The sequence below is a fragment of the Myxacorys sp. genome, assembly GCF_059501405.1.
Window position 1 is genome coordinate 1 of sequence record NZ_JCACCM010000024.1, and the last position, 25231, is coordinate 25231.

The 25231-nt window shown below is 48.6% G+C and carries 17 protein-coding genes; 8 read left to right on the forward strand and 9 right to left on the reverse strand.

The window, feature by feature from the left end; translation table 11 throughout:
• Positions 1 to 232: 232 nt before the first annotated feature.
• The 3 genes from AC5I6P_RS02345 to AC5I6P_RS02355 are packed head-to-tail and all read right to left on the reverse strand — an operon-like array spanning position 233 to position 4817.
• Positions 233 to 1369, reverse strand: a complete 1137-nt coding sequence (locus tag AC5I6P_RS02345) for a CO2 hydration protein (RefSeq protein ID WP_495692152.1) — start codon at positions 1367 to 1369, stop codon at positions 233 to 235.
• Between the two features lie 25 nt (positions 1370 to 1394).
• The gene (locus AC5I6P_RS02350) at positions 1395 to 2945 is read right to left on the reverse strand and encodes an NADH-quinone oxidoreductase subunit M (RefSeq protein WP_495692153.1); all 1551 of its coding nucleotides are present in this window, start codon (positions 2943 to 2945) and stop codon (positions 1395 to 1397) included.
• A gap of 36 nt (positions 2946 to 2981) precedes the next feature.
• Positions 2982 to 4817: an NAD(P)H-quinone oxidoreductase subunit F gene (locus tag AC5I6P_RS02355; RefSeq protein ID WP_495692154.1), complete on the reverse strand. Its 1836-nt coding sequence runs from the start codon at positions 4815 to 4817 to the stop codon at positions 2982 to 2984.
• Positions 4818 to 5387: 570 nt separating this feature from the next.
• On the opposite strand from AC5I6P_RS02355, the gene AC5I6P_RS02360 reads away from it, so the two are divergent.
• From AC5I6P_RS02360 to AC5I6P_RS02385, 6 genes are all read left to right on the forward strand, one after another.
• Positions 5388 to 5696: a carbon dioxide-concentrating mechanism protein CcmK gene (locus tag AC5I6P_RS02360; RefSeq protein ID WP_162423611.1), complete on the forward strand. Its 309-nt coding sequence runs from the start codon at positions 5388 to 5390 to the stop codon at positions 5694 to 5696.
• Positions 5697 to 5775: 79 nt separating this feature from the next.
• Positions 5776 to 6117 carry a carbon dioxide-concentrating mechanism protein CcmK gene (locus AC5I6P_RS02365; RefSeq protein WP_017290237.1) on the forward strand — a complete coding sequence of 114 codons (342 nt, stop codon included), beginning with the start codon at positions 5776 to 5778 and terminating at the stop codon, positions 6115 to 6117.
• A 6-nt stretch (positions 6118 to 6123) separates the two neighbouring features.
• Positions 6124 to 6423: a beta-carboxysome shell vertex protein CcmL gene (ccmL, locus tag AC5I6P_RS02370; protein ID WP_495692155.1), complete on the forward strand. Its 300-nt coding sequence runs from the start codon at positions 6124 to 6126 to the stop codon at positions 6421 to 6423.
• A gap of 297 nt (positions 6424 to 6720) precedes the next feature.
• The gene (ccmM, locus tag AC5I6P_RS02375) at positions 6721 to 8829 is read left to right on the forward strand and encodes a beta-carboxysome scaffolding protein CcmM (RefSeq protein ID WP_495692156.1); all 2109 of its coding nucleotides are present in this window, start codon (positions 6721 to 6723) and stop codon (positions 8827 to 8829) included.
• Positions 8830 to 8925: 96 nt separating this feature from the next.
• Positions 8926 to 9618 (forward strand): beta-carboxysome scaffolding protein CcmN, encoded by a 693-nt coding sequence (gene ccmN, locus AC5I6P_RS02380; protein ID WP_495692157.1) that lies wholly within the window; start codon positions 8926 to 8928, stop codon positions 9616 to 9618.
• Positions 9619 to 9829: 211 nt separating this feature from the next.
• The gene (locus tag AC5I6P_RS02385; protein WP_495692158.1) at positions 9830 to 13510 is read left to right on the forward strand and encodes a hydantoinase B/oxoprolinase family protein; all 3681 of its coding nucleotides are present in this window, start codon (positions 9830 to 9832) and stop codon (positions 13508 to 13510) included.
• A 1-nt stretch (position 13511) separates the two neighbouring features.
• Here AC5I6P_RS02385 and AC5I6P_RS02390 read toward each other — a convergent pair whose 3' ends face one another.
• Positions 13512 to 13847 carry a hypothetical protein gene (locus AC5I6P_RS02390; RefSeq protein WP_495692159.1) on the reverse strand — a complete coding sequence of 112 codons (336 nt, stop codon included), beginning with the start codon at positions 13845 to 13847 and terminating at the stop codon, positions 13512 to 13514.
• A gap of 804 nt (positions 13848 to 14651) precedes the next feature.
• Between AC5I6P_RS02390 and AC5I6P_RS02395 the strand changes: the two genes are divergently transcribed.
• Positions 14652 to 16076: a right-handed parallel beta-helix repeat-containing protein gene (locus tag AC5I6P_RS02395; RefSeq protein WP_495692160.1), complete on the forward strand. Its 1425-nt coding sequence runs from the start codon at positions 14652 to 14654 to the stop codon at positions 16074 to 16076.
• 118 nt (positions 16077 to 16194) lie between these two features.
• On the opposite strand, the gene AC5I6P_RS02400 is transcribed toward AC5I6P_RS02395, so the two are convergent.
• Positions 16195 to 19878, reverse strand: coding sequence for a WD40 domain-containing protein (locus AC5I6P_RS02400; RefSeq protein ID WP_495692161.1), 3684 nt, complete (start codon positions 19876 to 19878; stop codon positions 16195 to 16197).
• A 194-nt stretch (positions 19879 to 20072) separates the two neighbouring features.
• On the opposite strand from AC5I6P_RS02400, the gene AC5I6P_RS02405 reads away from it, so the two are divergent.
• Positions 20073 to 21236 carry a pyridoxal phosphate-dependent aminotransferase gene (locus AC5I6P_RS02405; protein WP_495692162.1) on the forward strand — a complete coding sequence of 388 codons (1164 nt, stop codon included), beginning with the start codon at positions 20073 to 20075 and terminating at the stop codon, positions 21234 to 21236.
• 53 nt (positions 21237 to 21289) lie between these two features.
• On the opposite strand, the gene AC5I6P_RS02410 is transcribed toward AC5I6P_RS02405, so the two are convergent.
• From AC5I6P_RS02410 to AC5I6P_RS02425, 4 genes are all read right to left on the reverse strand, one after another.
• Positions 21290 to 22411, reverse strand: a complete 1122-nt coding sequence (locus tag AC5I6P_RS02410) for an inorganic phosphate transporter (protein WP_495692163.1) — start codon at positions 22409 to 22411, stop codon at positions 21290 to 21292.
• 354 nt (positions 22412 to 22765) lie between these two features.
• Complete coding sequence (locus AC5I6P_RS02415; protein ID WP_495692164.1) at positions 22766 to 23989, reverse strand: DUF8838 domain-containing protein; 1224 nt, start codon at positions 23987 to 23989, stop codon at positions 22766 to 22768.
• Between the two features lie 181 nt (positions 23990 to 24170).
• Positions 24171 to 24758, reverse strand: a complete 588-nt coding sequence (locus tag AC5I6P_RS02420; RefSeq protein ID WP_495692165.1) for a hypothetical protein — start codon at positions 24756 to 24758, stop codon at positions 24171 to 24173.
• Between the two features lie 70 nt (positions 24759 to 24828).
• Positions 24829 to 25161 (reverse strand): hypothetical protein, encoded by a 333-nt coding sequence (locus AC5I6P_RS02425; RefSeq protein ID WP_495692197.1) that lies wholly within the window; start codon positions 25159 to 25161, stop codon positions 24829 to 24831.
• Between the last annotated feature and the right edge of the window lie 70 nt (positions 25162 to 25231).

Consider the following 25231-nt stretch of genomic DNA (forward strand, 5'->3'; position numbering starts at 1 on the left):
GATTGTGTCGATGCCGCCTTCAGGCATTGTCCTAACGTACTCGCGTAGCGCTATAGATCCAACCCTAGAGTTTGGAATGCATGAGCCTGCATTTCAATTGTTCCCTTAGAATAGGGACTGCGATTGGCTCTGCCAAGCTCCAAAGGATCGGTCGTACCAGAAGCGACGCACTATCCAGGGACAACAATACCCTTATGACAAGAATTTCGTCTGCATCCAGCGACACTGCGCATTACATTTCACAAACTTGTACATAGGCAATGCGCGAATCCACTAACTTATCCATCCATCCCTCTAAATATTTTCGATTGGCTTTTTGTTCCTGCGGATCTTCTGTATCCATTGGATGAGGTGCTAACCCTAGAATTGCCGCAGTTGTGACGCAAAACATCGATTTTTGAAAACTTACACAAATCATCACCCGTAAATCTTCCTCGCCCCGCAACGAACGGCGGTAGAACTGATGCAAATACTCCGGCACATGATGGCGTAAATCTTGCATCAATAGCGTGGGCGGAATTCCCGCTCCGCCGACTGGCAATGGATCGGCATAAAGCACGCCATAGGAGAAGCGTTCGGGTTCTGAAGGGATGGCTCTTGCCTGAGCGTTGTAGGAAACGGTTCCCATAAAGGGGAATGATTTGAAAAAAACAGCTTCCACATAAGGAACGGCTGTGTCCATCAAGAAGGTTAGCCCTGCTGATTTTGGAAGGATGTCATAGGGTTTACCGTCGATGTTCACGGTATAGGTAATGGGCAGACTAGCGCTCTTCACCAATCCCTCTTTCACTAAGGCGACAACCTCTGGAATCGACGAAATTTCTCCCGCATCATAGCGATCGCTCAGTTCCGTAAAGATATCGCTCATGACCCGCCAGAATTGGCCCAGCCCACTGTAATACGCCAGCAGCCGAACTTGCTCGATTAGAAATTCTGGGAATGCTTTAGATAACCCTTGCATCAGCAGATTTCCTTTGAGCTTTGCCCCGATCGCGGCTTGCGCCAAGGCAACAAATTCGGGCGTGTCCAAGTAGGCGTCTAATCCGCCACCGCCGTGCCAAAGCATTGCCTTCATGCAGTATTCAGCAAACTCGTAATTAAAGCGATCGTGCCACCAATGCTGAAACAGCTTCTTAGCTGAAACGTCTCCATTAAAATATTTGAAAAACGGAAACAACACTAAAAACTGATGCTCAGCAATGTAGTTAAGATTGTTCGAGTAAGCATCTAAAACAACAGCATAACTCTTGAGAATGCCAACCACTTCGAGAACGTTTTCCTCCGAATCGGGCAATAGCGCCCCACCAGATTCTAACGTCTCAATGATTTCAGCCAGTCGGTGCTGCGATCGCGCACGGGTGCTAACCATAGCTTCTCCTAAATAAACGGACGAATTAGTTTAGCCGAACGGGTAAAGGATTCTCAGATACTGCTGGCGTGAGCGGTAGATCTACAGTTTTAGGATTGGGTAGATGGGCGGCGACTGTCGTGAAATCGTTGATTACAGCCGTGGTTGTCGTTTCTATCCAACGCACCATCCAGTTGGGTTGCAGTCCTAAAATTACAATGATCAACGCCAGCCCAAATCCGGGCAAGCGCTCTGACCAACTGACTCGCGGCAAATTTCCCAACGCATCTGGCAATCGACCAAAAAATACTTTATTGACGAGTAACAGAAAATAGACGGCGGTTAGGCCAGTTCCAACCATTGAGAGCAGCGTTTGCACAGGAAACACCTCAAAGCTGCCTCGGAAAATCAAAAATTCTGAGATAAAGCCCGTCATGCCCGGAATTCCAGCGCTTGCCATCACCCCAGCTACCATCAAGCTTCCAATGATCGGCAGTCCGCGTTCTGGTGTCAGCAAACCTTGCAGAATGTTGATATCGCGGGTTCCAGTCGTTTTATAGACGACGCCGACCAACACAAACAGCAAACCAGAAATTAAACCGTGGCTCACCATTTGAAAGACGGTTCCCAGCAAACTAATCGGCGTTGCGGCAGCGACGGCTAATAGAATAAATCCCATGTGCCCGATCGAACTGTAGGCAACCATTTTCTTCATGTCGGTTTGCGCGATCGCGGTGAATGCCCCAAACAGCACGCTCACCACGGCCCACCCTGCCAGCCAAGGGGCTAATACTGACCACGCTTGTGGGAACAGTTCTAAGCCAAACCGGATCAGTCCGTAAGTTCCCAATTTTAGAAGAACACCTGCCAGTAGCACCGAAATCGGCGTCGAAGCTTCAACGTGAGCATCGGGCAGCCAAGTGTGAAACGGGAATAGCGGAATCTTAATTCCAAAGCCAATTAAGATTCCTCCCAACAAGATAATTTGAGCTGTGAGCGGCAATCCTTGAGACATTAATGGATTGTATTCAAACGTGTTCGAGCCGCTCAGCCAAACCAGCCCCAAGAAGGACATCAGAATCAAGATGCCGGAAATCGCCGTGTAGATTAGAAATTTTGTTGCTGCATATCCTCGTCTTGTGCCACCCCAAATTCCGATCAACAAATAAAGCGGAATTAGTTCTAATTCATAAAACAAGAAAAATAGCAGCAAATTGTGCGCTAAAAAGGCACCTGCTACGGCAGAGTTAATAATTAAAATCAGCAAATAATACAATCGAGGACGTTGGATGGACGTATCGCTACACCACAGCGCAACGATCGTCAGCAAATTATTCAGAACTACCAACGGCAACGATAGCCCATCAATTCCCAGTCGGTAGGTCAAGCCTAAAGAGTCCAGCCAAGGGATATCTTCTTGGAACTGGAGGCCAATATCAATGACATCAAATTGATTGGCGATGTACAACGACCAAGCGAAGACAATGCTGATCGAGGCAATGGCAATTGATCGCAAGCGGCTAGACGATACCGAAGCAGGCAACAACCCGATCACCGCCGCACAAAAGATCGGAATCCAAATCAGGGCACTAAGCATAGACAACCTAGAGTAGACAGAAATTGAAAGTAGGGTTTACCAAAACGATCGGGTTAGGATTGCTCCTAGTAGTGCAACTCCCGTCAGAATGGTCAGCATATAAGCTTGATACTGACCAGAGACGCTGTACTTCAGACTTTCTCCACTAAAGATCGACGCTAGGCCAACCAGATTGACAAATCCATCAATCACATAGCGATCGCACCACGAACTAAAGCGAGAGATCAAACTGACGACCAGAACAACGCTGATCCGGTAGAGCCGATCGATATAGAAGTCATACGACAGCATATCCTGCAAAAATCTGAGCGGAGCTTGAACCGGGCGTGTCCACATATGGTTGAGCCTCATCAAAGACCCCACTACACAGCCTGCCAATCCAGAGCTAACCAGTAATACCACTCCTGGCACATTGACTAAGCCAAACGCTGGCAGTAGCGTTAATTTGTCTAGAATCGCCGGAATCATAAGCGTTAGCACGATCAGCGTCACCATCGGGACTGCCATTGTCCAAGGAACCTCTGGAGCGCGGCGAGTTTTAGGTTGGGGTTCCCCTAGAAAGACCAACCGAAAGACTCGTGTGAGACTAAGTGCTGTGAGTCCATTCACCAACAAAATAACGGTGACCAACCACGGTGCAACCACCCAGAAATCTTCGATGCCTCGCTGAAGCGCCCAGAAGCCACCCAAGGGAAATAATCCAATTAGCCCCGCCGATCCGACGACAAATGCCCCTGTTGTTGCAGGCATTTTCTTCCATAAGCCGCCCATTTCGGTTAGGTCTTGGCAAGTTGTCGTCAGGATGATTGAACCAACGCTCATGAATAAGAGAGCTTTTGCGATCGCGTGGGCAAACAGCAAAATCAACGCGAAATCTGTCCAGCCGACGCCAACCGCAATAAACACCAATCCAAGGTATGCACTGGTAGAGTGGGACAGCGCTCGTTTAATATCAATTTGGGCGAGAGAAACAAGCGATGCTCCGATCGCCGTCATCGTTCCCAGCGCAATTGTCACGCCTGAAGCAATTGGCGATAATACAATAATGGGTTGAAGCTTGATCAGCACGAATGCGCCGCATCCGACCACAACAGAATTTCGTAGAATCGAAGCGGGATTAGGCCCCTCCATTGCTTCATCGAGCCATAGGTGCAATGGAAACTGAGCGCATTTTCCGGTTGGTCCGGCAATCAGCGACAATCCAATCAAGGCGGCGATGAGAGGAGTCGGCTGAGCGGTTTCTGCCCACTGGTATAAATCCGAAAAATTAAGACTGCCCGAATACGTAGACAGCGCAACAACGCCCATTAGCAGTAGGATATCTCCCACACGCTTCGTTAGGAAAGCGTCTCGGGCTGCCGTTACAACCAAGGGCTGTGCGTACCAAAATCCAACCAGCAAATATGTGGAGAGCGTCAACAGCTCCAGCAGAGCGTAGGTGAGCAGCAGTGAGTCACTTAACGCAATTCCACACATTGCCGCTTCAAAAAATCCCATCAGCGCAAAAAATCGAGCTAGTGCCCAGTCTTTTTCCATATATCCCAGAGCATATACCTGAGCTAGCAGGCTTAATCCTGTCACTAGTTCCATCGCGCCTACACTAATGGACGAAAGCTCCAGTGCAAACGAGAGGTCTAGCCCAGCTGCTTGAAACCACTGAATCTGGAGATACTGTGGCGGCTGTCCCCAAACCGCATTAAACAGAAGTGTCCCGTGAATAAGCGCAATCGCGGTAGTCAAAATATTTAAATAAGCAGCGGGTCGGGGTCCTGTTCTGCGAATTAGCCCAACTGCCCATGGCAGAGTCAAAATCGCGGCTAGAAGCCCATAACAGGGAACCCACCAACTTGTATTAATGAGGAACTGATGCAATGAAGCCTCCCCTTGCCCTAACTAAATAAAACTGCCAAAACCATTCCCCAAGCTCAAGCGAGACCTCAGGGAGATAACTTACTGGTGTTATGACTATCGAGAAGTTACCAACAAATTTTGTTTGAATTTCTTAAGATTCAGCTTACCGTCTAATTTGAGCAAATGTAAAACTCGCGAGATAGATAGCTCCTATCGTAGCAAGAAGTAAATGTTTATATATAAATGTAACTTATGATTGAAAAAGATGTTGATTTACAAAATGAAAAACTGCACCCTATCAGGTGTTTAATCGGTCAGCGCTTCTTCATTACTGCCGAATGATCCCGTCTACTCTGGGAACGGGTAACAAACGGATCAGTAGGAAACAATAGCGCGATCGCGCTTTCATCAGACTCCCTTATTGGTCAAATTTGCAAGTATCATTGAACTTTATATTGTCAAGTGTGAACGTCGGTCTTATTCTTAATAGAGAAGGTAGAGATAGCTTAACAAACCTTTACATCATGGGCGATCCCGTTGAAATAGCAACGTGGGTTGGTATGATTAGTTTCACTTATCAGGAGATTTCCGATGCCCATTGCTGTGGGAATGGTTGAGACGCGGGGGTTCCCGTGTGTCGTGGAAGCGGCAGACGCGATGGTAAAAGCCGCTCGCGTTACGCTGGTGGGTTACGAAAAGATTGGGAGCGGTCGCGTCACGGTGATCATTCGAGGTGACGTATCTGAAGTTCAGGCGTCTTTGTCGGCTGCGATGGAAGCGGTCAAGCGAGTTAACGGCGGCGAAACAGTGTCAACTCACATCATCGCGCGTCCCCACGAGAACCTAGAATACGTATTGCCGATTCGATATACCGAAGCGGTCGAGCAGTTCCGTAGTTAAATGGCTAGTAGCAGTTAGCGACTAGCAGTTCGTTTAATTTCAAGATCATCTTTTACAGATTGGAAGGGAGAATTTCACAATGGCTATTGCAGTTGGCATGATCGAGACTCTAGGATTTCCTGCCGTGGTAGAAGCGGCGGACGCGATGGTAAAAGCCGCTCGCGTAACCTTGGTCGGTTATGAAAAGATTGGAAGCGGTCGCGTCACGGTGATCGTTCGGGGCGACGTGTCTGAAGTACAGGCATCGGTTGCAGCTGGCATCGAGAACGTAAAGCGCGTTAACGGCGGACAAGTCTTGTCTACACACATCATTGCTCGCCCTCACGAGAACCTAGAGTACGTTCTACCTATTCGCTACACGGAAGCTGTTGAGCCGTTCCGTGAGAGCGTCAGCGGAATTCGCCCTCTTAACCGTCCGTAACGCCTGATGCAAATTGCGAAAGTTCGCGGAACCGTTGTGAGTACGCAGAAGGAGCCGAGTTTAAGAGGAGTCAAGTTTCTACTGGTGCAACTCTTAGACGATGCGGGAGAGCCACTTCCGGTTTATGAAGTAGCGGCTGACAATGTTGGCGCAGGCATTGATGAATGGGTTCTAGTCAGTCGGGGCAGTGCTGCCCGTCAGGTTCCTGGTAGTGAAAGTCGCCCCGTTGATGCGGCGGTGATTGGCATTATCGACACGGTGAGCGTGGATAATCGCTCGTTGTACAACAAGGGAACGCAGTACTAGAAACCCTTCGTCATGTGCGATTGGTTCTGCCAGGTTCTATAGCGATCGCGACAGAAGGCTAGTCCGCAATTTCTGATTCGCTCCTTTGGTCATTTATGCATCGGAGCGATTTGTCAAACCTAGGGTGATGAGTGCGCTCCGATGATGAATCGAGGGCGAGAAATAGCTTTCTGACCTTCAGGTTGATTTGGGAGTTGCGCCTTCGGTATTGCGCCTTGCGCTAACCGCTTCGTTTTCTGCGTAATCGTTTCTCTGCGGGAAATACAGTGCATTAGGCTTCAGTTAGGAGATCTTGTTATGGCAGCCCGGAATGCGGCTCCGCCTACGCCTTCGCGCAGTTTAGCCGAGCCGAAAATTGATGAGACAGCTTACGTTCATTCGTTTTCTAACATTATTGGCGATGTGCGAATTGGCGCAAATGTCCTGATCGCGCCCGGAACTTCAATTCGAGCCGATCAGGGGAATCCGTTTCATATTGGTCAACACACCAATGTGCAAGACGGGGTGTTGATTCGTGGTTTAGAGCAGGGCAGAGTGATCGGAGATGATGACCATTCCTACTCGGTTTGGATTGGAAATCACACCTCGATCGCTCATATGGCATTAGTTTACGGACCTGCCTATATTGGCGATCAATGTTTCATCGGCTTTCGTTCGACTATTTTTAATGCGCGGGTAGGCGATGGGTGCGTGGTGATGATGCACGTCCTGATTCAGGATGTGGAAGTGCCGTCTGGCAAGCTTGTGCCGTCAGGGGCGATCATTACAACTCAAGAGCAAGCGGACCGATTGCCGGATGTTCGCGATCGCGATCGCGCGTTTGCTGCCCATGTGGGAGGCATCAATCAAGTGTCGAGACTGCAAGACAATCTCCCTTCGGGAGTGCAGGGCAAGCTCCCTTCGGAATCGGGCTATTACTGCGCCGAAACTACGAATGGCACTAGCCCGATCAACGAAAAAAAATCAACTAGTACACAGCAAACCACTGCCTCCAGTAGTGCTACCAATGGATCAACTATGAACGGCGAAATTATTAACCATGTTCGGCAATTGCTGGCGCAGGGCTACCGGATCGGGACAGAACACGCCGATCAGCGTCAGTTTCGAACTAGCTCTTGGAAAAGTTGCGCGACAATTCAGACCAACAATGAGTCTGCGGTTTTGGCAGAATTACAATCTTGTCTGGCAGAACACGGAGGCGAGTATGTCCGCTTAATTGGCATCGATCCAAAAGTGAAGCGACGGGTTCTTGAAACCATTATTCAGCGTCCGGGTGAAGCCCCTGCCAAGCTTTCGTCTAACGGCGGATCGTACTCCTCCCAGTCTTACAAGAATTCCACGGTCACTCGGCCTCCGTTGTACACGCCTGATAACAGCCATCGCGGCGGACTTGATCCGGCGATCGCGGCTCAAGTGCGGCAAGTGTTAGCGAAAGGCGGACGGATTGGTATGGAACACGCGGATGAGCGTCGCTTCCAGACGTCTTCCTGGAAAAGCTGCACCCCGATTAGCGCCACAAACGAATCGGCGGTGATTGCTGGACTGCAAGCGTGCATGGCGGAACACCAGGGTGAGTATGTCCGTTTGATCGGCATTGATCCGAAAGTGAAGCGCCGAATTTTAGAAGCGATTATTCAACGCCCCGGTAACAAGCAGGTGACGCAGCACACAAAGGCATCCTCATCCGGAGGAGGCGCTGATTATGGTAGATCTCACGGCGGCAATGCTTCTGGTGGCGCCGCTCTTGGGGGTGGTATCGCTGAGCAAGTGAATCATCTGGTGGCTCAAGGCGCTACGATTGGTTTGGAATACGCAGATGAACGTCACTTTAGAGCCAGTTCTTGGCAAACCGCTCCAGTGATGCGTGGCAATTCAGCGGCTCAGGTGATGAACGCCCTGAACTCGTTCCTAGCAGAACATCAGAAACACTACGTTCGGCTTGTCGGCATTGATCCAAAAGCGAAAAAGCGGGTGGCGGAAACGATTATTCAGCGTCCGGGTAAGCCTGCCTCTGCTAACGGGGCATCTTCTGGCTCAGCTTCTAGCTACAGTGGATCTAACCGCAGCCAGTCTCACCACAGCCAATCAAGCTATGGAGCGTCCTCAGGGCATCAGAATAGTTCCTCGAATGGCAGTGGTCGCTTGAACTCAGATGCGGTGAATCAAATCCGTCAATTCGTCAATCAAGGCTACCGGATCGGCTTAGAATATGCCGATCAGCGTCGTTATAAGACGAGTTCTTGGCAGACGGCAGCTAGTGTTCAGGCGCATCGAGATTCAGATGCGATCGCGAAGATTGAATCAACATTAGCGCAGCACCCTGGCGAGTATGTCCGCATCATTGGCATCGACCCGAACAGCAAACGGCGGGTGGCGGAAGTGCTGATTCAGCAACCCAAGAAGTGAGGTTTAAGTTTGGGTTTTGGAGCTTGGAGCTTGGCAGAGCCAATCGCAACTCTAGAATCTGAACTTAAACTTCCGAACTCCAAAATGGTGTAATTTATGATGCACTCTCCGCCCCCACAACTGCATCCAATTAGTACGACTCACTCTTATAAGAGTGGTGATATTACGATTGGGGAAGGGGCAGCGATCGCGCCGGGTGTATTGCTGCAAGCAGATCCTGATAGCCGAATTGTAATTGGTGTTGGGGTCTGTATCGGCATGGGTTCGGTCATTCATGCGAGTGGCGGAACCCTCAGTATTGGAGAAGGAGTGATGATTGGGGCGGGCGTGTTAATTGTAGGCGCGATGACGGTTAGCAATCGCGCTTGCATTGGTTCTGCCACGACTGTTTTCAATCACGACATTGGCTCTGGCGCAATGATTCCTCCTAGTTCTTTAATCTGTGCGGAGTCTGATGCTGCCCCGGAGTCAGAACCGTCTGACCCATGGGACGATCGTTCAGAAGCCTCTGCTAAACCGTTTTTCCAGAACGGACAGCCGAAATCGGAACCATTTCCGAAGAAATCGGAACCATTTTCTGAAAATGGTCAGCCGAGACAATTTTCAACATCAGAGTCTAAAGCAGAATCAGAGACCAAAGAATTTGTTTCAGAGGAACCATTCAAAGAAGCTGACCCTGGTTCTGCGATCGTTCAAAAATCTAATTTGCAGGCTGGTGTGTACGGTCAAGTTTACGTCAATCAGCTTCTTAGCAAACTGCTGCCAAATCATAATTCTGGTCAGGGCTGATGCGTTGGCACAGTGTTCTATGCTATTTCGTCGCGATCGCGCAAATATTGAAGGATTGCCCGAATAAGCCTGTTGACTTAAATTCATGACGTTTAGGGCAAGCTCAATACCTTTAGGATTTGGTTCTATTAGATTAATAGTCTCCGTTTGAGAACACTTTGTCATCGAATGTGCAGATTACAATAAGCCTATTCTTCCAGGTGAATAGCTCATGTCTCGTTGGCAATTCTGGGTCGATCGCGGCGGTACGTTTACCGATATTGTGGCTCGAAAACCCGATGGCTCTCTGGTAATTCATAAACTACTGTCAGAGAATCCAGAACGCTATGCTGATGCGCCACTACAAGGTATTCGAGAGTTGCTTGGAATCGCATCTGATCAACCCATTCCGTCAGGGCAGATTGAAGCCATCAAAATGGGAACGACAGTCGCCACGAATGCACTACTAGAACGCAAGGGCGATCGCACGCTTCTAATAATTACCAACGGCTTTCGAGATGCATTACGAATCGGATACCAAAATCGTCCGAATATTTTTGCTCGCGAAATTGTGTTACCAGAAATGTTATATGAGCAAGTTATTGAAGTTGAAGAACGTTATAGCGCTCAAGGTGAGGAACTTTTATCGATTTCATCCGATGCTGAAGCGCGATTGACGCTAGCATTGCAAGCCGCGTTTGATTTGGGCATTCGCTCGTGTGCGATCGCATTCCTGCATGGCTACCGCTATCCGCAACACGAGCAGCAGGTTGCCGCGATCGCCCATCAAATCGGCTTTGCTCAAGTTTCGGTGTCTCACCAAGTCAGCCCGCTCATGAAGTTGATCAGTCGCGGTGATACGACAGTTGTAGATGCTTACCTGTCTCCAATTTTGCGACGCTATGTAAATCGAATTTCTAACGAGCTAGATCAGTCTGCAACCGCTCGACCGCGATTGTTGTTTATGCAGTCCAACGGCGGCTTAACCGATGCTCAATTTTTTCAGGGGAAAGACAGCATTCTGTCAGGTCCGGCAGGAGGAATAGTCGGTGCAGCGCAGACGAGCGATCGCGCTGGATTTCGTAAAATTATCACCTTCGATATGGGCGGAACTTCGACTGATGTTGCTCACTACAACGGCGAATATGAGCGCACGTTTGAAACCGAAGTGGCAGGCGTTCGAGTGCGATCGCCGATGATGTCAATTCACACGGTAGCGGCGGGGGGTGGCTCGATTGTGCGGTTTGATGGCGCTCGCTATCGAGTGGGTCCAGAATCGGCGGGCGCACATCCGGGTCCAGCGTGTTATCGCAAGGGAGGATCGCTGACCGTGACTGATTGCAATGTCCTGCTGGGGCGAATACAGCCCGAATTCTTTCCAAACGTGTTTGGAGCGACAGGAGATTTGCCGATCGATTCTAAAATTGTTCAAGAAAAGTTTGTTGAGTTAGCCGCAGAAATCGAAGCAGCAACGGGAAAGAGCGTTTTACCTGAAGATGTAGCACAGGGATTCTTAGCGATCGCGGTCGAAAAAATGGCAAGTGCGATTAAGAAAATCTCTGTTCAGCGGGGTTATGACATTACCGAATACACACTCTGCTGTTTTGGCGGGGCAGGCGGACAACATGCCTGTGCGATCGCTCAAACGCTTGGCGTTTCTCAAATCTTTTTACATCCGTATGCAGGCGTTCTTTCAGCCTATGGAATGGGACTTGCAGACCAGCGAGTGTTGCGAGAACGCGCCATCGAGAAAGATCTATCTGATACGGTGATGATGGAATTGGAACAAGCGATCGCGCAACTCGTTGAAGACGCAGAAACTGAATTAAATCAGCAAGGCGCAACGACGACAGAAATTGTTCGACGAGTTCATTTACGATATGCCGGAACCGATTCAGCCTTGATCGTAAAGATGAACGATTTAGATGAAATGATTCATCAATTTGAAGAATCTCATCAACAACGCTTTGGTTTTATTTCACCTAATAAAAAACTCATTGTTGAAGCGATCTCTACAGAAGTCATTTCGACAACAGCTTTACCAACGGAACCAGATATTTCAACCCCTCGAACTGGTCTGCTCGAACCCATTGCAACCGTACAGGCCTACATTGGTAATCGTTGGCAGCCCACGCCTATTTTTCGTAGGGAGGATCTACGTCCTGGCGATCGCATTTCCAGTCCTGCTATTTTGATCGAATCCACAGGCACAAATGCGATTGAACCTGGCTGGGAAGCCATCGCGAATGATGGGCATCTTGTTCTCCGCAAGACCCATACCACTGCTCAATCCCTGATCCTATGCTCCAGTCTCCACACTCCTGATCCGGTGTTTCTCGAAATCTTCAATCATTTGTTTATGGCGATCGCGCAGCAAATGGGCGTTACGTTGCAAAACACTAGCTCCTCTGTCAACATTAAAGAACGCCTAGATTTCTCTTGCGCTATTTTCGATCGTCAAGGTCAGCTTGTCGCAAATGCGCCTCATATTCCGGTTCATCTCGGTTCGATGAGCGAAAGCGTGATCAGTTTAATTCACGATTACAGCAACGCCTTCAAATCAGGAGATGTTTACGTTTCAAATAACCCGTACAATGGCGGAACTCATTTACCTGACATCACGGTAATTACTCCTGTATTCGCAAATAGCAACGCAACTAATTCTGCCACGCCATTATTTTTTGTCGCTTCTAGAGGGCATCACGCAGACGTGGGAGGCATCACTCCTGGATCAATGCCTCCTAACAGTACAGCGATCGATCAAGAAGGTGTTCTGATTAACAACATTCGATTAGTTAAGCAGGGTGAATTTCAAGAACAAGATATTCTAAATCGATTGACAAATCATTCTTATCCGGCTCGCAATCCTGCACAAAACATAGCTGATCTCAAAGCACAAATTGCTGCTAACGAACGAGGCGTACACGAACTGCAAAACATGGTTGCACACTTCGGTTTAGAAACGGTGCAAGCGTATATGCAGCATGTGCAAAATAACGCTGAAGCGGCTGTGCGGCAGGTAATTGATGCCCTCAAAAACGGCAGCTTTACTTACAAAATGGATGATGGCAGCCAAATTCAGGTTGCTGTCAGCATCGATTCTACCGATCGCACTGCCAAAATTGATTTCACAGGAACCTCTCCTCAACAGCCCAACAATTTCAACGCGCCGCTCGCCGTTTGTAAGGCCGCTGTTCTTTACGTCTTTCGGACGCTAGTAGACGATGATATTCCTCTCAACGCCGGTTGTCTAAAGCCGCTAGAGATTATTGTTCCAGAAGGCTGTATGCTCAATCCACATTATCCTGCTGCGATCGTAGCTGGAAATGTTGAAACCTCACAAGCAATTACCAATGCTTTGTATGGCGCGTTAGAAATACTATCGGCATCGCAAGGCACAATGAATAATTTCACGTTTGGCAATCATCAATACCAATACTATGAAACCATCTGCGGTGGCTCTGGTGCGGGTGCTACATTTGATGGAACCGATGCCGTTCAAACTCACATGACCAATTCTCGCTTAACTGACCCCGAGGTTCTAGAATGGCGATTTCCTGTCCTGCTAGAGCGCTTCTCGATCCGGGCTAACAGTGGAGGAAAGGGTTTCCATACGGGCGGAAACGGTGTGATTCGTCAAATTCAGTTCCGCGCCGCCATGACTGCCGCTATTTTGTCGGGTCATCGCGTTGTGCCTCCGTTTGGACTGCATGGAGGCAACCCTGGACAAGTGGGGCGAAACTATCTTCGGCGCAATTCTAGCGATCGCGCCGAAAATTCTACTATTGAATCGCTCGATGGTAAAGCACAAGTGCAAGTGCATCCAGGAGATGTGCTGGTGATTGAAACACCTGGAGGGGGCGGATATGGTGAGCCCCGTCCGCTGCCCTCACTGCCTTCTAAAGATGCTTGATCTAACGAGTTTCGTAGCTAGGAAGTGGACGACTGGTTCTGCCAGGGTCAGAGGCATCCCGTCTGCGCGAGTGCGAATCGCCTCGACGCTGAGGACGAGCGCGATGGGACGGACGACCCAATCCATCCCCATCTTCAGTCGGTGTATCACTGATCGGATCAGGGCGGGATGCGGTCAGCATAAACACCCGTCGCCCATCATTAATTCGGTAAAGATCTTCGGCAGTACAGACTAGTCCGGTTGCTTGTAGCGCTTCAATTCGTTCATCTCGCTTCTTTCGTGCAGTCTCTGGATCGTCCCAGTCGAGTTCTGCAAATACTTCTTTGATCGGAGTCATTGCGTTTATCTATTGATTTTGATTTGTCTACTTAAAGTGCTACTTCTTAGCGTAGCGTGCTTTCAGGACAGATTTTATTCCTTAAAAGGCGATATGGAGCTTTAATGGCAAACAGCATATCGGGAAGCCAGTGTAAATTGATACAGGCACAGTTACTAAATTGTCATGGAGTAAGTTGCTCAAATTCGGCTTAATCACTTAAGAGACATTCAGTTACATGAATGTCTTTATTTCTTACAGCCAAAAACAATAAATAGTTCCGCGCAAAGAATCGTTTCGTCGGCGACACAGTAAGACTCTGCTTGTTATGAGGACGGTTTTCAGCGCACAAGGTTCCATAAACCATAAATAAAATCTGGACTGAGAAGAAAATCTTTTGGAGAGAAGGGCTTGAACCAATAGGAGTGTCCACAAATAGAAGTAGCACACTCGATTGTTGTGACGCTTTACTTTCCTTTTACAGTAGCCCCGTGCATCCACCGCTTCAATTTACACAAATCAGGTTTCAGTAGTACGCGTCTAATCAATGGGGTGTGACCGTTTCAAACACGTGTTCCAGGTGATCGTGGGATATCGCCATCAAGAATTAGTGTGTTGCCAGACTTAGTGTGTTGCGTTCATCACATTATTGTCGCGTTTTCGAGATAACAAAGGTTTCGTTCAATTTTTCCATTTCTTCTAAACCAGCAACTTTTTTGCTGAGTCATTTGGCTGATTACACGAGTAATTGGTCAACGTGATTCAGTGAGAGAACTTCATGCTCCTCAAGGTGCTCTACCCCGGTATTTCATACAAGGAGTCTTTATGATGTTATCTACTCAGTCTTCTCAACCTCTCAATACGAATGCCACTGACTATTCGACAAATGCTCTGCCTAAGTCAGAGTTGTCCACCTCTAGCACGGCAGCACTTTCCTCTGCTCTGCCTGTATCGAGCAGTTCTGCGCCTTCTTATTTTGTTGCTACCGATGGCAGCGATCAGAATGCAGGCACGATCGACAAACCGCTGAAAACGGTTCAAGCGGCGGTTGGTAAGATTGTTGATGGCCAAGGCGGCAACATTTTCTTGCGGGGCGGAACGCATACGCTGAACGACACGATCTGGGTTGGAGACTACAACGATGGGTCTGCAAGTTCTCATTTGGTGATTCGCCCATACCAAGATGAAAAGGTAATTTTGGATGGTGAGAAACGTGACATTGTGGGGGTTTCAGTCGGAGGACAGTATGTTGATGTTGCAGGGCTAGAAATCCGCAACACCAAAATGGGTGTGATCTCGTGGGGAGGGCGTCACCTCGGCATTCTCAATAACATCGTTCATGATACAAACGATACGGGAATTGCTAGCTATGCGCCCAACATGTTTGGGTCGGCAGATGTGCGGGTAGATGGAAATGTTGTTTACCACACCAATCTCAAGAATAGCAATCGCGGGGACAGTGGCAATTGGGGGTCAGGCATTACGATGTCTCGCACCGATGGAGCCGTGGTGACCAATAATCAGGTCTATGAAAATTATGGAGAAGGAATCACAGGGACTCTTTCTAATAATGTGCGAATTGCAAATAATGTGGTTCACGACAATTACAGCGTCGAACTGTATTTAGACAATGCTACAAACTCTGTTGTAGAGAATAACTTTGTCTACAATAGTGGCAACGCAACTTACTTCCGTAAATCATCTGGAATTCCTCAGCCTGCATCTGGAATTCGGATGGCAAACGAAGACTATGGAAGTGATTCAAATCCATCCGATCGCAATATCGTACGCAATAACATTGTAGCTGGCACATTAGCAGGATTTGAATACGCCAACTACGGTAAAGGCGGCGGTATGAAAAATTCGCAGGTTGTCAACAATACCTTCTATGGAGGAACGGAAACAATGCTGAGAATTTCTAGTGGTAGCCACCAAAATACTGCGATCGCAAACAACATTTTCTACCAAACCAAAGGTAAACCGATGGCAGATATGCAGCCGAGTTCTGAGGTAGCGCTCGATCACAATTTGTGGTTTGGCGGTGCGGCAGGCAAAGCGGCAAGTTCTAGCGACATCAATGGCGATCCAATGTTGGTCAACGCAGGCGGATTCCAAGCGGTAGACTACAAGGTGCAGAACGGATCGGCTGCGATCGACCAGGGTGCGGCGCGGAGCGATGTGACGGCCGATTTCTTTGGTGAACGTCGCCCAGTCAATAAAATGGAGATTGGCGCGGATGAGTTTAACTAAACGTCAGGGGTACTGCGTTCTTTAGAAATCGTAGCGAAGCCAGATTTCACGAACCACAGGAGCAGCGCTGCCTGTTCTCTTAACTGAGGTCAGGGCAGCGCCAAACAAAAAACTATTTCTATTCAGAGCAAGTTCTATCAATTTCGCGAATCGTTTGTGATGGCAAATTGCTTTCAGAGATATCTTGAGGAGATTGACGTAAGTGATTGCATCCTTGCTTCATTAGATTTGTTAAGTTCAGATCCCAAACGATCAGACCATTGCGATCGCTAGCACTGGTCAGAGCTGATCCATTGGCATCAAATGAAAGGCTCTCTACCGGGTCTTGATGCCCAAACAACGTTTTGATCACGGCTCCACTGCGTAAATTCCAAAGTTTGATCGTTTTATCCTGGCTGCCTGATGCTAGAATCTGTCCGTCAGCATTGAAGCTGATGCTAGACGCAGGTTGGCTATGCCCAGTTAGCGTCAAATAGGGACTCGCTGCGCGCTCAGGTTTGCCATCACTAACCGTCCAAAGTTTAATTGTTTTATCCCCCCCTGCCGACGCGATCGCTTTTCCATCAGGACTAAACCTCACATCTGTAATCCCCTGAAATTTAGTAGGAGCAGGCGATTCGTTATGGTGTCCCAGTAGAATGGGCTGATTGCTCTCCGGATACCATAAACGGAGGGTATTGTCGCTGCTTCCAGTCGCCAGAATTCGACCGTCTGTGCTGAAATCAATTGCACTAATGGTGGCTTCGCCTGCTTTCAACGTTTCTACTAAGTCACCTTTAGGAATTGTCCAAAGTTTGACAGTCTGATCGGCGCTACCCGATGCAAGAACGCCTCCATCCGAGCGAAAGCGAATTGCTGTCACGCGATCGCTATGTCTGGGTAGCGTTTTAACTAGTATTCCTTTTTCAATATTCCAAAGTTTAATGGTTTTGTCTGCGCTGGCAGAGGCTAACAAGTTTCCATCAGGACTAATCTGGAGTTGCGTAACCATGGCGCTGTGCCCGCTCAAGGTGGTTGTTGATTTCCAGTTGCCGTCATTGCCTTTGTTCCAAAGCACTATGGCTCCCTTAGGACTGGCAGTAGCAATCCGTTGTCTGTCAGAACTGTATGCGATCGCGACGGTAGGCTGACCGAGTTGGGGAGGAGTTTGAGAACGGAGGATGGCTTGTTGGAGTGTTGCGATCGCGCTAATTTTTGCGGATTCGGGCAAGAAATTCCAAGGTCGATCAAGCTGTTGCAAGCGATGCCCTATTTGCAGGGCAACGACCAGGGCCGCCTGTGATTGATTGGCAGATGAAAGCTTTTCTGAAGTAACAGATAGCGCTCTAATGTCACGTAGTTGGGCGTTGCGCTGCTGATAAAAAGAAGATGCAGCCATTCCACAGGCCAACAGTCCAAATCCAGCCAAGGCAAAGACGATGATTTTGCGGGCTTGGGGACTATATTGTTGCTCAGTAAAGCGGTGCGTGAATCGCTCAGCAGATTGTTTCAATCCGCCAACGGCTGTAGCGCTATGTTGACTGGTATCCGAGACGAACCGCTTTAAGTCATTTTTTATGTTGAATGCTTTCTGAGTTCGTTGACGCTGGCGCTGTTCTTTAGCCGCTTCCTGATGACGTTCGGCTTCTTCCTGCTCACGCTGGCGCTGTTCAAGATGCAGTCGTTCGGATTCTTCCCGTTGACGCTGTTGCTCAATAGCTTTTTGCAATTGCAGATGACGTTCAGTTTCTTCGCGCTGGCGCTGTTCTTCAGCAGCTTTTTGCAGTTGTAATCGTTCGGTCTCTTCGCGCTGACGTTGTTCGAGTTGCAGCCGTTCGATTTCTTCGCGTTGACGCTGTTCTTCAGCTGCTTTTTGCAATTGTAGTTTTCGTTCGGCTTCTTCGCGCAAACGCTGTTGTTCGAGGTGTAGCCGTTTCGCTTCTTCCTGCTCACGCTGGCGCTGTTCTTCAGCTGCTTTTTGAAGTCGGAGTCGTTCGGCTTCTTCGCGCTGGCGCTGTTGTTCGAGTTGCAGCGGTTCGGCTTCTTCGCGTTGACGTTGTTCTTCAGCCGCTCTTTGCAATTGCAGTTTTTGTTCGGCTTCTTCGCGCTGGCGCTGTTGTTCAAGTTGCAAACGTTGACGTTCGGCTTCTTCCTGTTCGCGCAGACGCTGTTGTTCAGCTGCTTTTTGGAATTGCAGTTGACGTTCGGCTTCTTCGCGTTGCTGCTGTTCAAATCGGAGTCGTTCGGCTTCTTCGCGTTGCTGCTGTTCAAATCGGAGTCGTTCGGCTTCTTCCTGTTCGCGCTGGCGCTGTTGTTCAAGTTGCAAACGTTGACGTTCGGCTTCTTCGCGTTGACGCTGCTGTTCAAGTCGGAGTCGTTCAGCTTCTTCCCGTTCCCGTTGACGTTGTTCTTCGGCCGCTCTTTGCAATTGCAGTTTTTGTTCAGCTTCTTCCTGTTCGCGCTGGCGCTGCTGTTCAAGTTGCAGCCGTTCGGCTTCTTCCCGTTGACGTTGTTCTTCAGCTGTTCTTTGCAATTGCAATTTTTGTTCGGCTTCTTCGCGTTGCCGCTGCTGTTCGAGTTGTAATCGTTCGGCTTCTTTCTGTTTCTGTTGACGTTGTTCTTCAGCTGCTTTCTGCAATTGCAGGTGACGTTCGGCTTCTTCGCGCTGACGTTGCTCAAGTGGACTATCTATCGGATCCCGCGATGAGGGTGTGAACCTGTCAGAAACTGGAGCGCTAGGCTCTTGCACTACAGGCGCTGCGATCGCTTGGATCAGGCTTTGAGGAAGCAGAGTCTCAACAATCTCTGGCTGAAAGGGCTTGATCGAATCTTGTATTGTCAGCTTGGATTGATTATTCGATGTAGCGTTAGATTCGCCCTCAGCGGTAGGTGCTGACCTTTCTGCTAACGCAACTCCTAAAATTGTCTTCTCACTACTTCTAACAACCCTTTTAGGCTTCTGCAATGTGTATTCGAGCTGTTGTTCTTGCCAATCTTGCTTATGCTGATTAGCAAATCGTATTTTCTGATTTCGTTGGTTGACGTATTGCAGCGTGTGGCTATAGACATAATCACACAGTCCATCAGTGTCAATGATGCCTTGAGCATTAGCCGCTTCTCCCTGCAAGCCTTGTACTAGATAATGGGTGAATACGCCATGTCCTAGTTCTGGAAATTTCCAGGATTGTTGAGAATTATCGCAGGATAGAAGCGCATCAAATCCTGGATGTTGAGCGGCGCGGCGACGGAGGATTTCAATCAGTTGTGCGGTCGCATCGTCTAATCGGTCTAAGGTCTGATGGTTTGAGCCATCGTGTCTCACATTGTCGCTGTGACATGTATCAAGCCAAACGACTTGTTGTTTGGCTTTGCAGTTGCCGAGCGCCCCTAAAAGAGCGATCGCACTCAGCCCCGTTTTTAGCAACGCATCTTTTTGAGTATCGGCGAGACAAAAAACGGCTTGCTGCAATCGCGGCTCTAACGCGCCGTGCCCACAGAAATAAAACAAAACCGTGTCTTGAGGTTGAGCGTATTCTGCGATTTCCTGAAGGCTCTCCCGCACAGCACTTAGCGTTGGTGCCCGAGACGCCAGATCATGGTGAATGGCGATCGTGCGTTCTGGAAAACTCCGAGTGGCTTGGGTGAGTGCGTAGGCCAAGCTTTGACAGTCGATCGCGGCATAGGGCAACGAGGGGAGCCGAGGATCGTCATAGTGATGGACACTCACCAGGAGTATCCAAAGTTTGGCTTGTCCACCTTTGAGCGCGCTTAGCGCAGAGCGCAACTCCGAAGGAATCTCAGAACGACTAGGGGTGCGAGGCATGGCTAAGAGTGATGGGTCGTGGAACTGCTGAGCGCATTCACAGTGTATTCTGTTACAGCTATATCTATCTTTGATCAGGACATTATGCGCTTGTAGCCATTGGTTTTTCAACCGTTAATTCCGTATCTTTACAGTTGTGACATCAATAGCTAAAGTCCAGATGAGGGGCTAAAGTCCAGATGAGGAAAAACACGATGCAGGAAAGGCAAGCTTTGCGGATGCAGTCCGTGCAATTGCCGATGATTCCGATTGTCGGCGAACTGATTCGTCAGCATGAGGGAACGATTTCTCTTGGTCAAGGCGTTGTGGGTTACCCACCGCCCCCTCAAGCGATCGCGCAAATCAGCGAGTTTCTGAGTCAGCCCAACAATCACAAATATCAAGCGGTAGAAGGAATTGCAGCCCTGCGATCGCGGATTGCCCAAAAGCTCCAGACCGAAAATGGCATGGATGTTTCTGCAAGTCAAATTGTGGTCACTGCAGGCAGTAATATGGGCTTTCTGAATGCGATTCTGGCGATTACCGATCCAGGTGACGAAGTGATTTTGCAGGCTCCCTACTATTTCAATCATGAAATGGCAATCACGATCGCAAGCTGTCGGGCAATCATTGTTCCGACAGATAAAAATTACCAATTGGACTGCAATCTCATCCGTGCGGCAATCACCGAGAAGACGCGAGCGATCGTCACGGTTTCGCCCAACAATCCAACAGGTGTTGTCTATTCAGAAACCGATCTGCAGGCTGTGAATCAACTCTGCCAACAGCACGGTCTTTATCACATCAGCGACGAAGCTTACGAATACTTTACCTATGGTGTGCCTCACTTTTCGCCCGGATCGATTACAGCGGGTCGTGATAATACGATTTCTCTGTTTAGCCTTTCCAAAGCCTACGGATTTGCAAGCTGGCGCATTGGCTACATGGTCGTTCCAGCTAATCTGCTGGAATCGCTGCAAAAAATTCAGGATACGAATGTAATTTGTCCTGCGGTGGTGTCTCAATATGCCGCGATCGGCGCGTTAGACGCTGGGAAAGCCTACTGTCAAAAACAGATTGCCGCGATCGCAGAGGTAAGAGAACTCGTGTTGCACGAACTCAGTTCTATTTCTCACCTCTGCACTGTTCCGCCTGCGAATGGCGCATTTTATTTTTTGTTAAACGTTCACACGGATCAAACCTCAATGGAGGTGGTAGAACGGCTGATTCGTGAGTATCGCGTCGCGGTGCTACCAGGGTCAACGTTTGGCTTAGAGACAGGTTGCTATCTACGAGTGGCGTATGGTGCGTTGGATCGAGAAACTGCGATCGCGGGCATTGGACGATTAATTGACGGATTGAAACATATACAGATGTAACGGACGAAATCAGGCTATCCGATACATCTGTTACCCAATCCGCTGCCACCGCATTATCGATGCAAGATCCAGTAGAACAGCCCACCTAGACACGCCGCGATCGGGAGGGTCAAAATCCAGGACAGCAGAATTTGAGAAAATACTTTAGCATTGGCTTTTCGAGAAACGACGCCAACCCCAAAAATTGAGCCAACCGATACGTGAGTCGTTGAAACAGGCAATCCAAATCTGCTTGCCGCAATCACTAGAATGCCAGTGACCAAATTTGCTGAGAACCCTTGACCAGAATTCATTTCAGTGATTTTTTTACTCATCGTTTCGGCAACTCGACGAGCGTTGAGCAAGCCGCCTAATGCCATCGCAAGCGCGATCGCAAGCGAGCCGCCTTGCAGTGAGATTGCCTGAATGGTCAATAGTAACGGCACAATTTTTGGGGTATCGTTCAGTCCTCTGGCAAAGCCAACAATTCCAGCACTGAGAAAATGACCTGCATCCACTAACCTTTGGCTAGAAATCCCGGCAAAGGCTCCGGTATAGCGTTGCTGACAGTTTTCGACCGTATCGATTGAAACGACGGAAGATTGCATCAGAACTGGTGTGCCTACCAGCGCTACTGATGCTGTCTCGCCAACACAAATACAGCTTTCTTTACCAATGCCTAGCTGTTTTCGGGCGTAGTGAAGGATGCCATACACTCCAATCCCGAATAGAATGGCGATCATAGGGCTTAACAGTAAAGGCAGCAAAAAAGACTTCTGTAATGCGGCAAAATTAACTTGAGTTCCGATTGCTAGTAATCCTGCCCCTACCAACGCTCCGGTTAATCCATGAGTCGTTGAAATCGGAAATCCTAAGATTGTCGCCAGAATGACGGTTAGCCCTGTGGCAATTGCAACGGCAAGGTGAAAATCGGTTGCGTTCGCGATCGCGTCCGGCACAAGTCCTTTGCCTGAGAAACTCTTGACCAGAGCAGAGGCAAGAAAGACAGAGCAGAGCGATCCTGCAAATGTAGTAATGGTGGCCCATGCGATCGCGGTTTTGTAATTCGTTGTTTGACTGCCAAATAGGGTAGCTACGCCTTTGAAGTTGTCGTTTGCACCGTTAGAGTAGGCAAGGAACAGAGTTGCCAAAAAGAGAAGGACAAGATACACCAAAATTGGGTCTCCTTGGTTCAAAGATTAATGCTCAACAGATTAACGCTTGGTTATGCTGCTTTCAACGCTTAATGTTGTGGCTGTCAAAAGCATTAACGTTTCATCATCCTGGGTTGAACGCAGTAATTTGTAAACGATAACCTTTTCTTAACCTTGCTCTACTCGTTCACTGTTAAGAACTTTCTGCACCTTGGAAACCCGTTTGTCGTTCCTGAAGAGGTACACTCCAACAAGCGCTCTCAACATTCAGTAGGAATTAGAGACAAAAATTAGAGACGACGCAAAACGATTGCTTAAAGATACGCTCTTCAAGCAATCGTTCTATCAGCAATGCGATTAGCGCATAGCGCAACTTTGTAGAAATGGCAAATGCGACTAGCAACAGCTTTCTACATCGCAGCAAGCACTACCCTCGTTCGTAACTGTGACGTGATAATCTAACCCTTTTGTCTCCTGAGCAGATCGAATGATGTTATGTGAACAATCGAATATAGGTGCAGATTCCACCGGGATGGTTTCATAAGGTTCAACCGGAATCACATCACGATGATAAGCACCACTTGAGCTTGTGTAAATCTCAAAGGTCTTCTCACAAACTGCCATTCGTTCGCCTCGATAAAGCGTATGCCCGTCATCATCCTGAACTGCTTTCCAAGGCCCTTTATAAATCACCGCTTGATTGCGATCGCGACACTCTCCTTCTTTCCCCTTAAACGCGCGAACCGTGAGAGAACGAAATTCTATACCGTCTACAACTTGCCAAGGTTCTGTCTGGCGACTCAAAATCTCGATGCCATAAAATCCGGCTTGCTCAAACATTTCGAGAAATTCGTTCTCGCGAAATGCACCAGAAATGCAGCCACTCCATAAGTCAGGATCATTGAGAATGTCGGAAGTCGGATCTTCATCGCACACGATGTCAGAAATTACGGCTCGCCCGCCCCGCTTTAACACGCGAAAGATCTCTTGGAACAACTGTTTTTTATCGTGAGGGCGAACAAGATTCAGAACACAGTTGGAAACAACAACATCAACGCTATCACTAGCAATAAGCGGTTGTTCGCGGCGTAAGCGATCGCACTCTGATTCTAGCTCTGCCATCCCAGCAACGGTTGTAACCGGATGCTGCTCTAGCCAAGTTTGTACCGAGTCGAGGCTGAGAGCTAAATCTTGAATTTTACCTTTGACAAACTCAACATTGCGATAGCCCAATTTCTCGCTCATCTCACCCAGATAGCTGCGAGACAACCCTAGCATTTCATCATTAAAATCAACCCCAATGACTCGTCCTGCCGCCCCAACTTTTTGAGCAATAATGTAGCAATTCTTTCCTGCGCCTGATCCTAGATCGACAACCGTCTCTCCTGCATTCACATAGCGCGTCGGATCCCCGCAACCATAGTCTTTCTCAATGATCTCCTGGGGTAACGCCTCTAGATAGCGGCTATCATAGCCATCTGTCGGACAGCACAACGCGGCCTGAGGCTGCTGCGCGCCCGCTTCGTAACGTTGCAATACAGCTTGCTCAATATTATAGGTGATATTAGAGGAGGTGATGCTAGAGGAATCTGTCGGTTGAGAAAGTGCAGTTTCAGTCATAACAGTGTCTCGATTACCGCTTCATGTTACACGAGACAATACATTAGCCGTATCGCTCTGGATTTAAGTCTACCGAGAGCCACCGCAGAAAAGCTGAAAACTTGCTAAAAATAGTATGAAATCTCAACCTATTTCTCTCGCGTTGATTTCTGCACTTGAATTTGACTAATTTAACATCACTCTAACAATGGATGTACTGTTGTAGTTCCCATTGTGTCACTTCTGTGTGATAGTCACTACATTCTTTGTACTTAAAGTCCAGAAAGGTTTTTGCGCCTTGCTCACCCAAGGTTTTTATCAATAAGACATCTTGCTCTAGACAACGCAATGCTTCGATCAGTGTTGTCGGCAGCGTTTGCAGAGCAGGAAATTCTGAGCCGCGAACAAACATATTTTCATCAATGCGATCGCCCGTCGTCAAATGCTCAGTGATCCCTTCGAGTCCTGCCGCCAGAATTCCCGCTTGCGCCAAATAGAGATTGGTTGAACCATCGGCGAGACGAAGCTCAAACCGTCCCCCTTCTGGAATTCGTAGCATGTGAGTGCGATTGTTGCCACCAAACGAAATATATCGTGGGCTCCACGTGCTGCCGGATGAGGTCATCGCGGCTCCTAACCGACGATAGGAATTGATGGTCGGATTGCAGAGCGCTGTCAGACCGCGTGCGTGAGCCATCACCCCGGCCATAAATTTGTAGTCAACGGGAGCCACGCCTAATTCATCCCGCGCATCTTCAAACACGTTTGACTCACCGTTCCAGAGGCTCATGTGCAGGTGAGCGACATTTCCTGTGAGATGACTAAATGGCTTAGGGCATAAAGGTTGCGGTCAATCCTTGCTATTCTGCCAATGTCTTCACCATGTATTTGAAAAAGACGTGCCGATCGGCAGTGGTGAGCGCGTCGCTGTACGTCCAGTTAATCTCAAACTGTCCGTTGGCATCTTCGTGATCGCACTGGTAAGGCTCCCAGCCCAACCCCTCCATATAACGCACCAACGTGGAAATCAGATCAAATTGGCGCATCAGGTTGAGTTGGTCATAGCACGGTCGATCCGCGTTATCGAGCGGATCGGCAATGCGGTAGTCCTTCTCCACTTGCTTTAGCAGCATGAATTCGGCTTCGGCTCCGGTTTTATAGTTGTAGCCAAGCCTTGCAGCGCGATCGCACACTTGTTTCAAAATTACTCGTGGTGCGGCGGCAAAGGGTTCACCATCGAGGTACAGATCACTGGCAACCTAA

Excerpts from the sequence above, each read along its gene's own strand:
- ccmM (WP_495692156.1), top strand. The coding sequence starts at position 6,721 with ATGGCAGCCCGGAATGCGGCTCCGCCTACGCCTTCGCGCAGTTTAGCC.
- AC5I6P_RS02415 (WP_495692164.1), bottom strand. The coding sequence starts at position 23,989 with ATGACTGAAACTGCACTTTCTCAACCGACAGATTCCTCTAGCATCACC.
- AC5I6P_RS02385 (WP_495692158.1), top strand. The coding sequence starts at position 9,830 with ATGTCTCGTTGGCAATTCTGGGTCGATCGCGGCGGTACGTTTACCGAT.
- AC5I6P_RS02395 (WP_495692160.1), top strand. The coding sequence starts at position 14,652 with ATGATGTTATCTACTCAGTCTTCTCAACCTCTCAATACGAATGCCACT.
- AC5I6P_RS02390 (WP_495692159.1), bottom strand. The coding sequence starts at position 13,847 with ATGACTCCGATCAAAGAAGTATTTGCAGAACTCGACTGGGACGATCCA.
- AC5I6P_RS02345 (WP_495692152.1), bottom strand. The coding sequence starts at position 1,369 with ATGGTTAGCACCCGTGCGCGATCGCAGCACCGACTGGCTGAAATCATT.
- AC5I6P_RS02360 (WP_162423611.1), top strand. The coding sequence starts at position 5,388 with ATGCCCATTGCTGTGGGAATGGTTGAGACGCGGGGGTTCCCGTGTGTC.
- AC5I6P_RS02400 (WP_495692161.1), bottom strand. The coding sequence starts at position 19,878 with ATGCCTCGCACCCCTAGTCGTTCTGAGATTCCTTCGGAGTTGCGCTCT.
- AC5I6P_RS02420 (WP_495692165.1), bottom strand. The coding sequence starts at position 24,758 with ATGAGCCTCTGGAACGGTGAGTCAAACGTGTTTGAAGATGCGCGGGAT.
- ccmL (WP_495692155.1), top strand. The coding sequence starts at position 6,124 with ATGCAAATTGCGAAAGTTCGCGGAACCGTTGTGAGTACGCAGAAGGAG.
- AC5I6P_RS02405 (WP_495692162.1), top strand. The coding sequence starts at position 20,073 with ATGCAGGAAAGGCAAGCTTTGCGGATGCAGTCCGTGCAATTGCCGATG.
- AC5I6P_RS02350 (WP_495692153.1), bottom strand. The coding sequence starts at position 2,945 with ATGCTTAGTGCCCTGATTTGGATTCCGATCTTTTGTGCGGCGGTGATC.
- ccmN (WP_495692157.1), top strand. The coding sequence starts at position 8,926 with ATGATGCACTCTCCGCCCCCACAACTGCATCCAATTAGTACGACTCAC.
- AC5I6P_RS02365 (WP_017290237.1), top strand. The coding sequence starts at position 5,776 with ATGGCTATTGCAGTTGGCATGATCGAGACTCTAGGATTTCCTGCCGTG.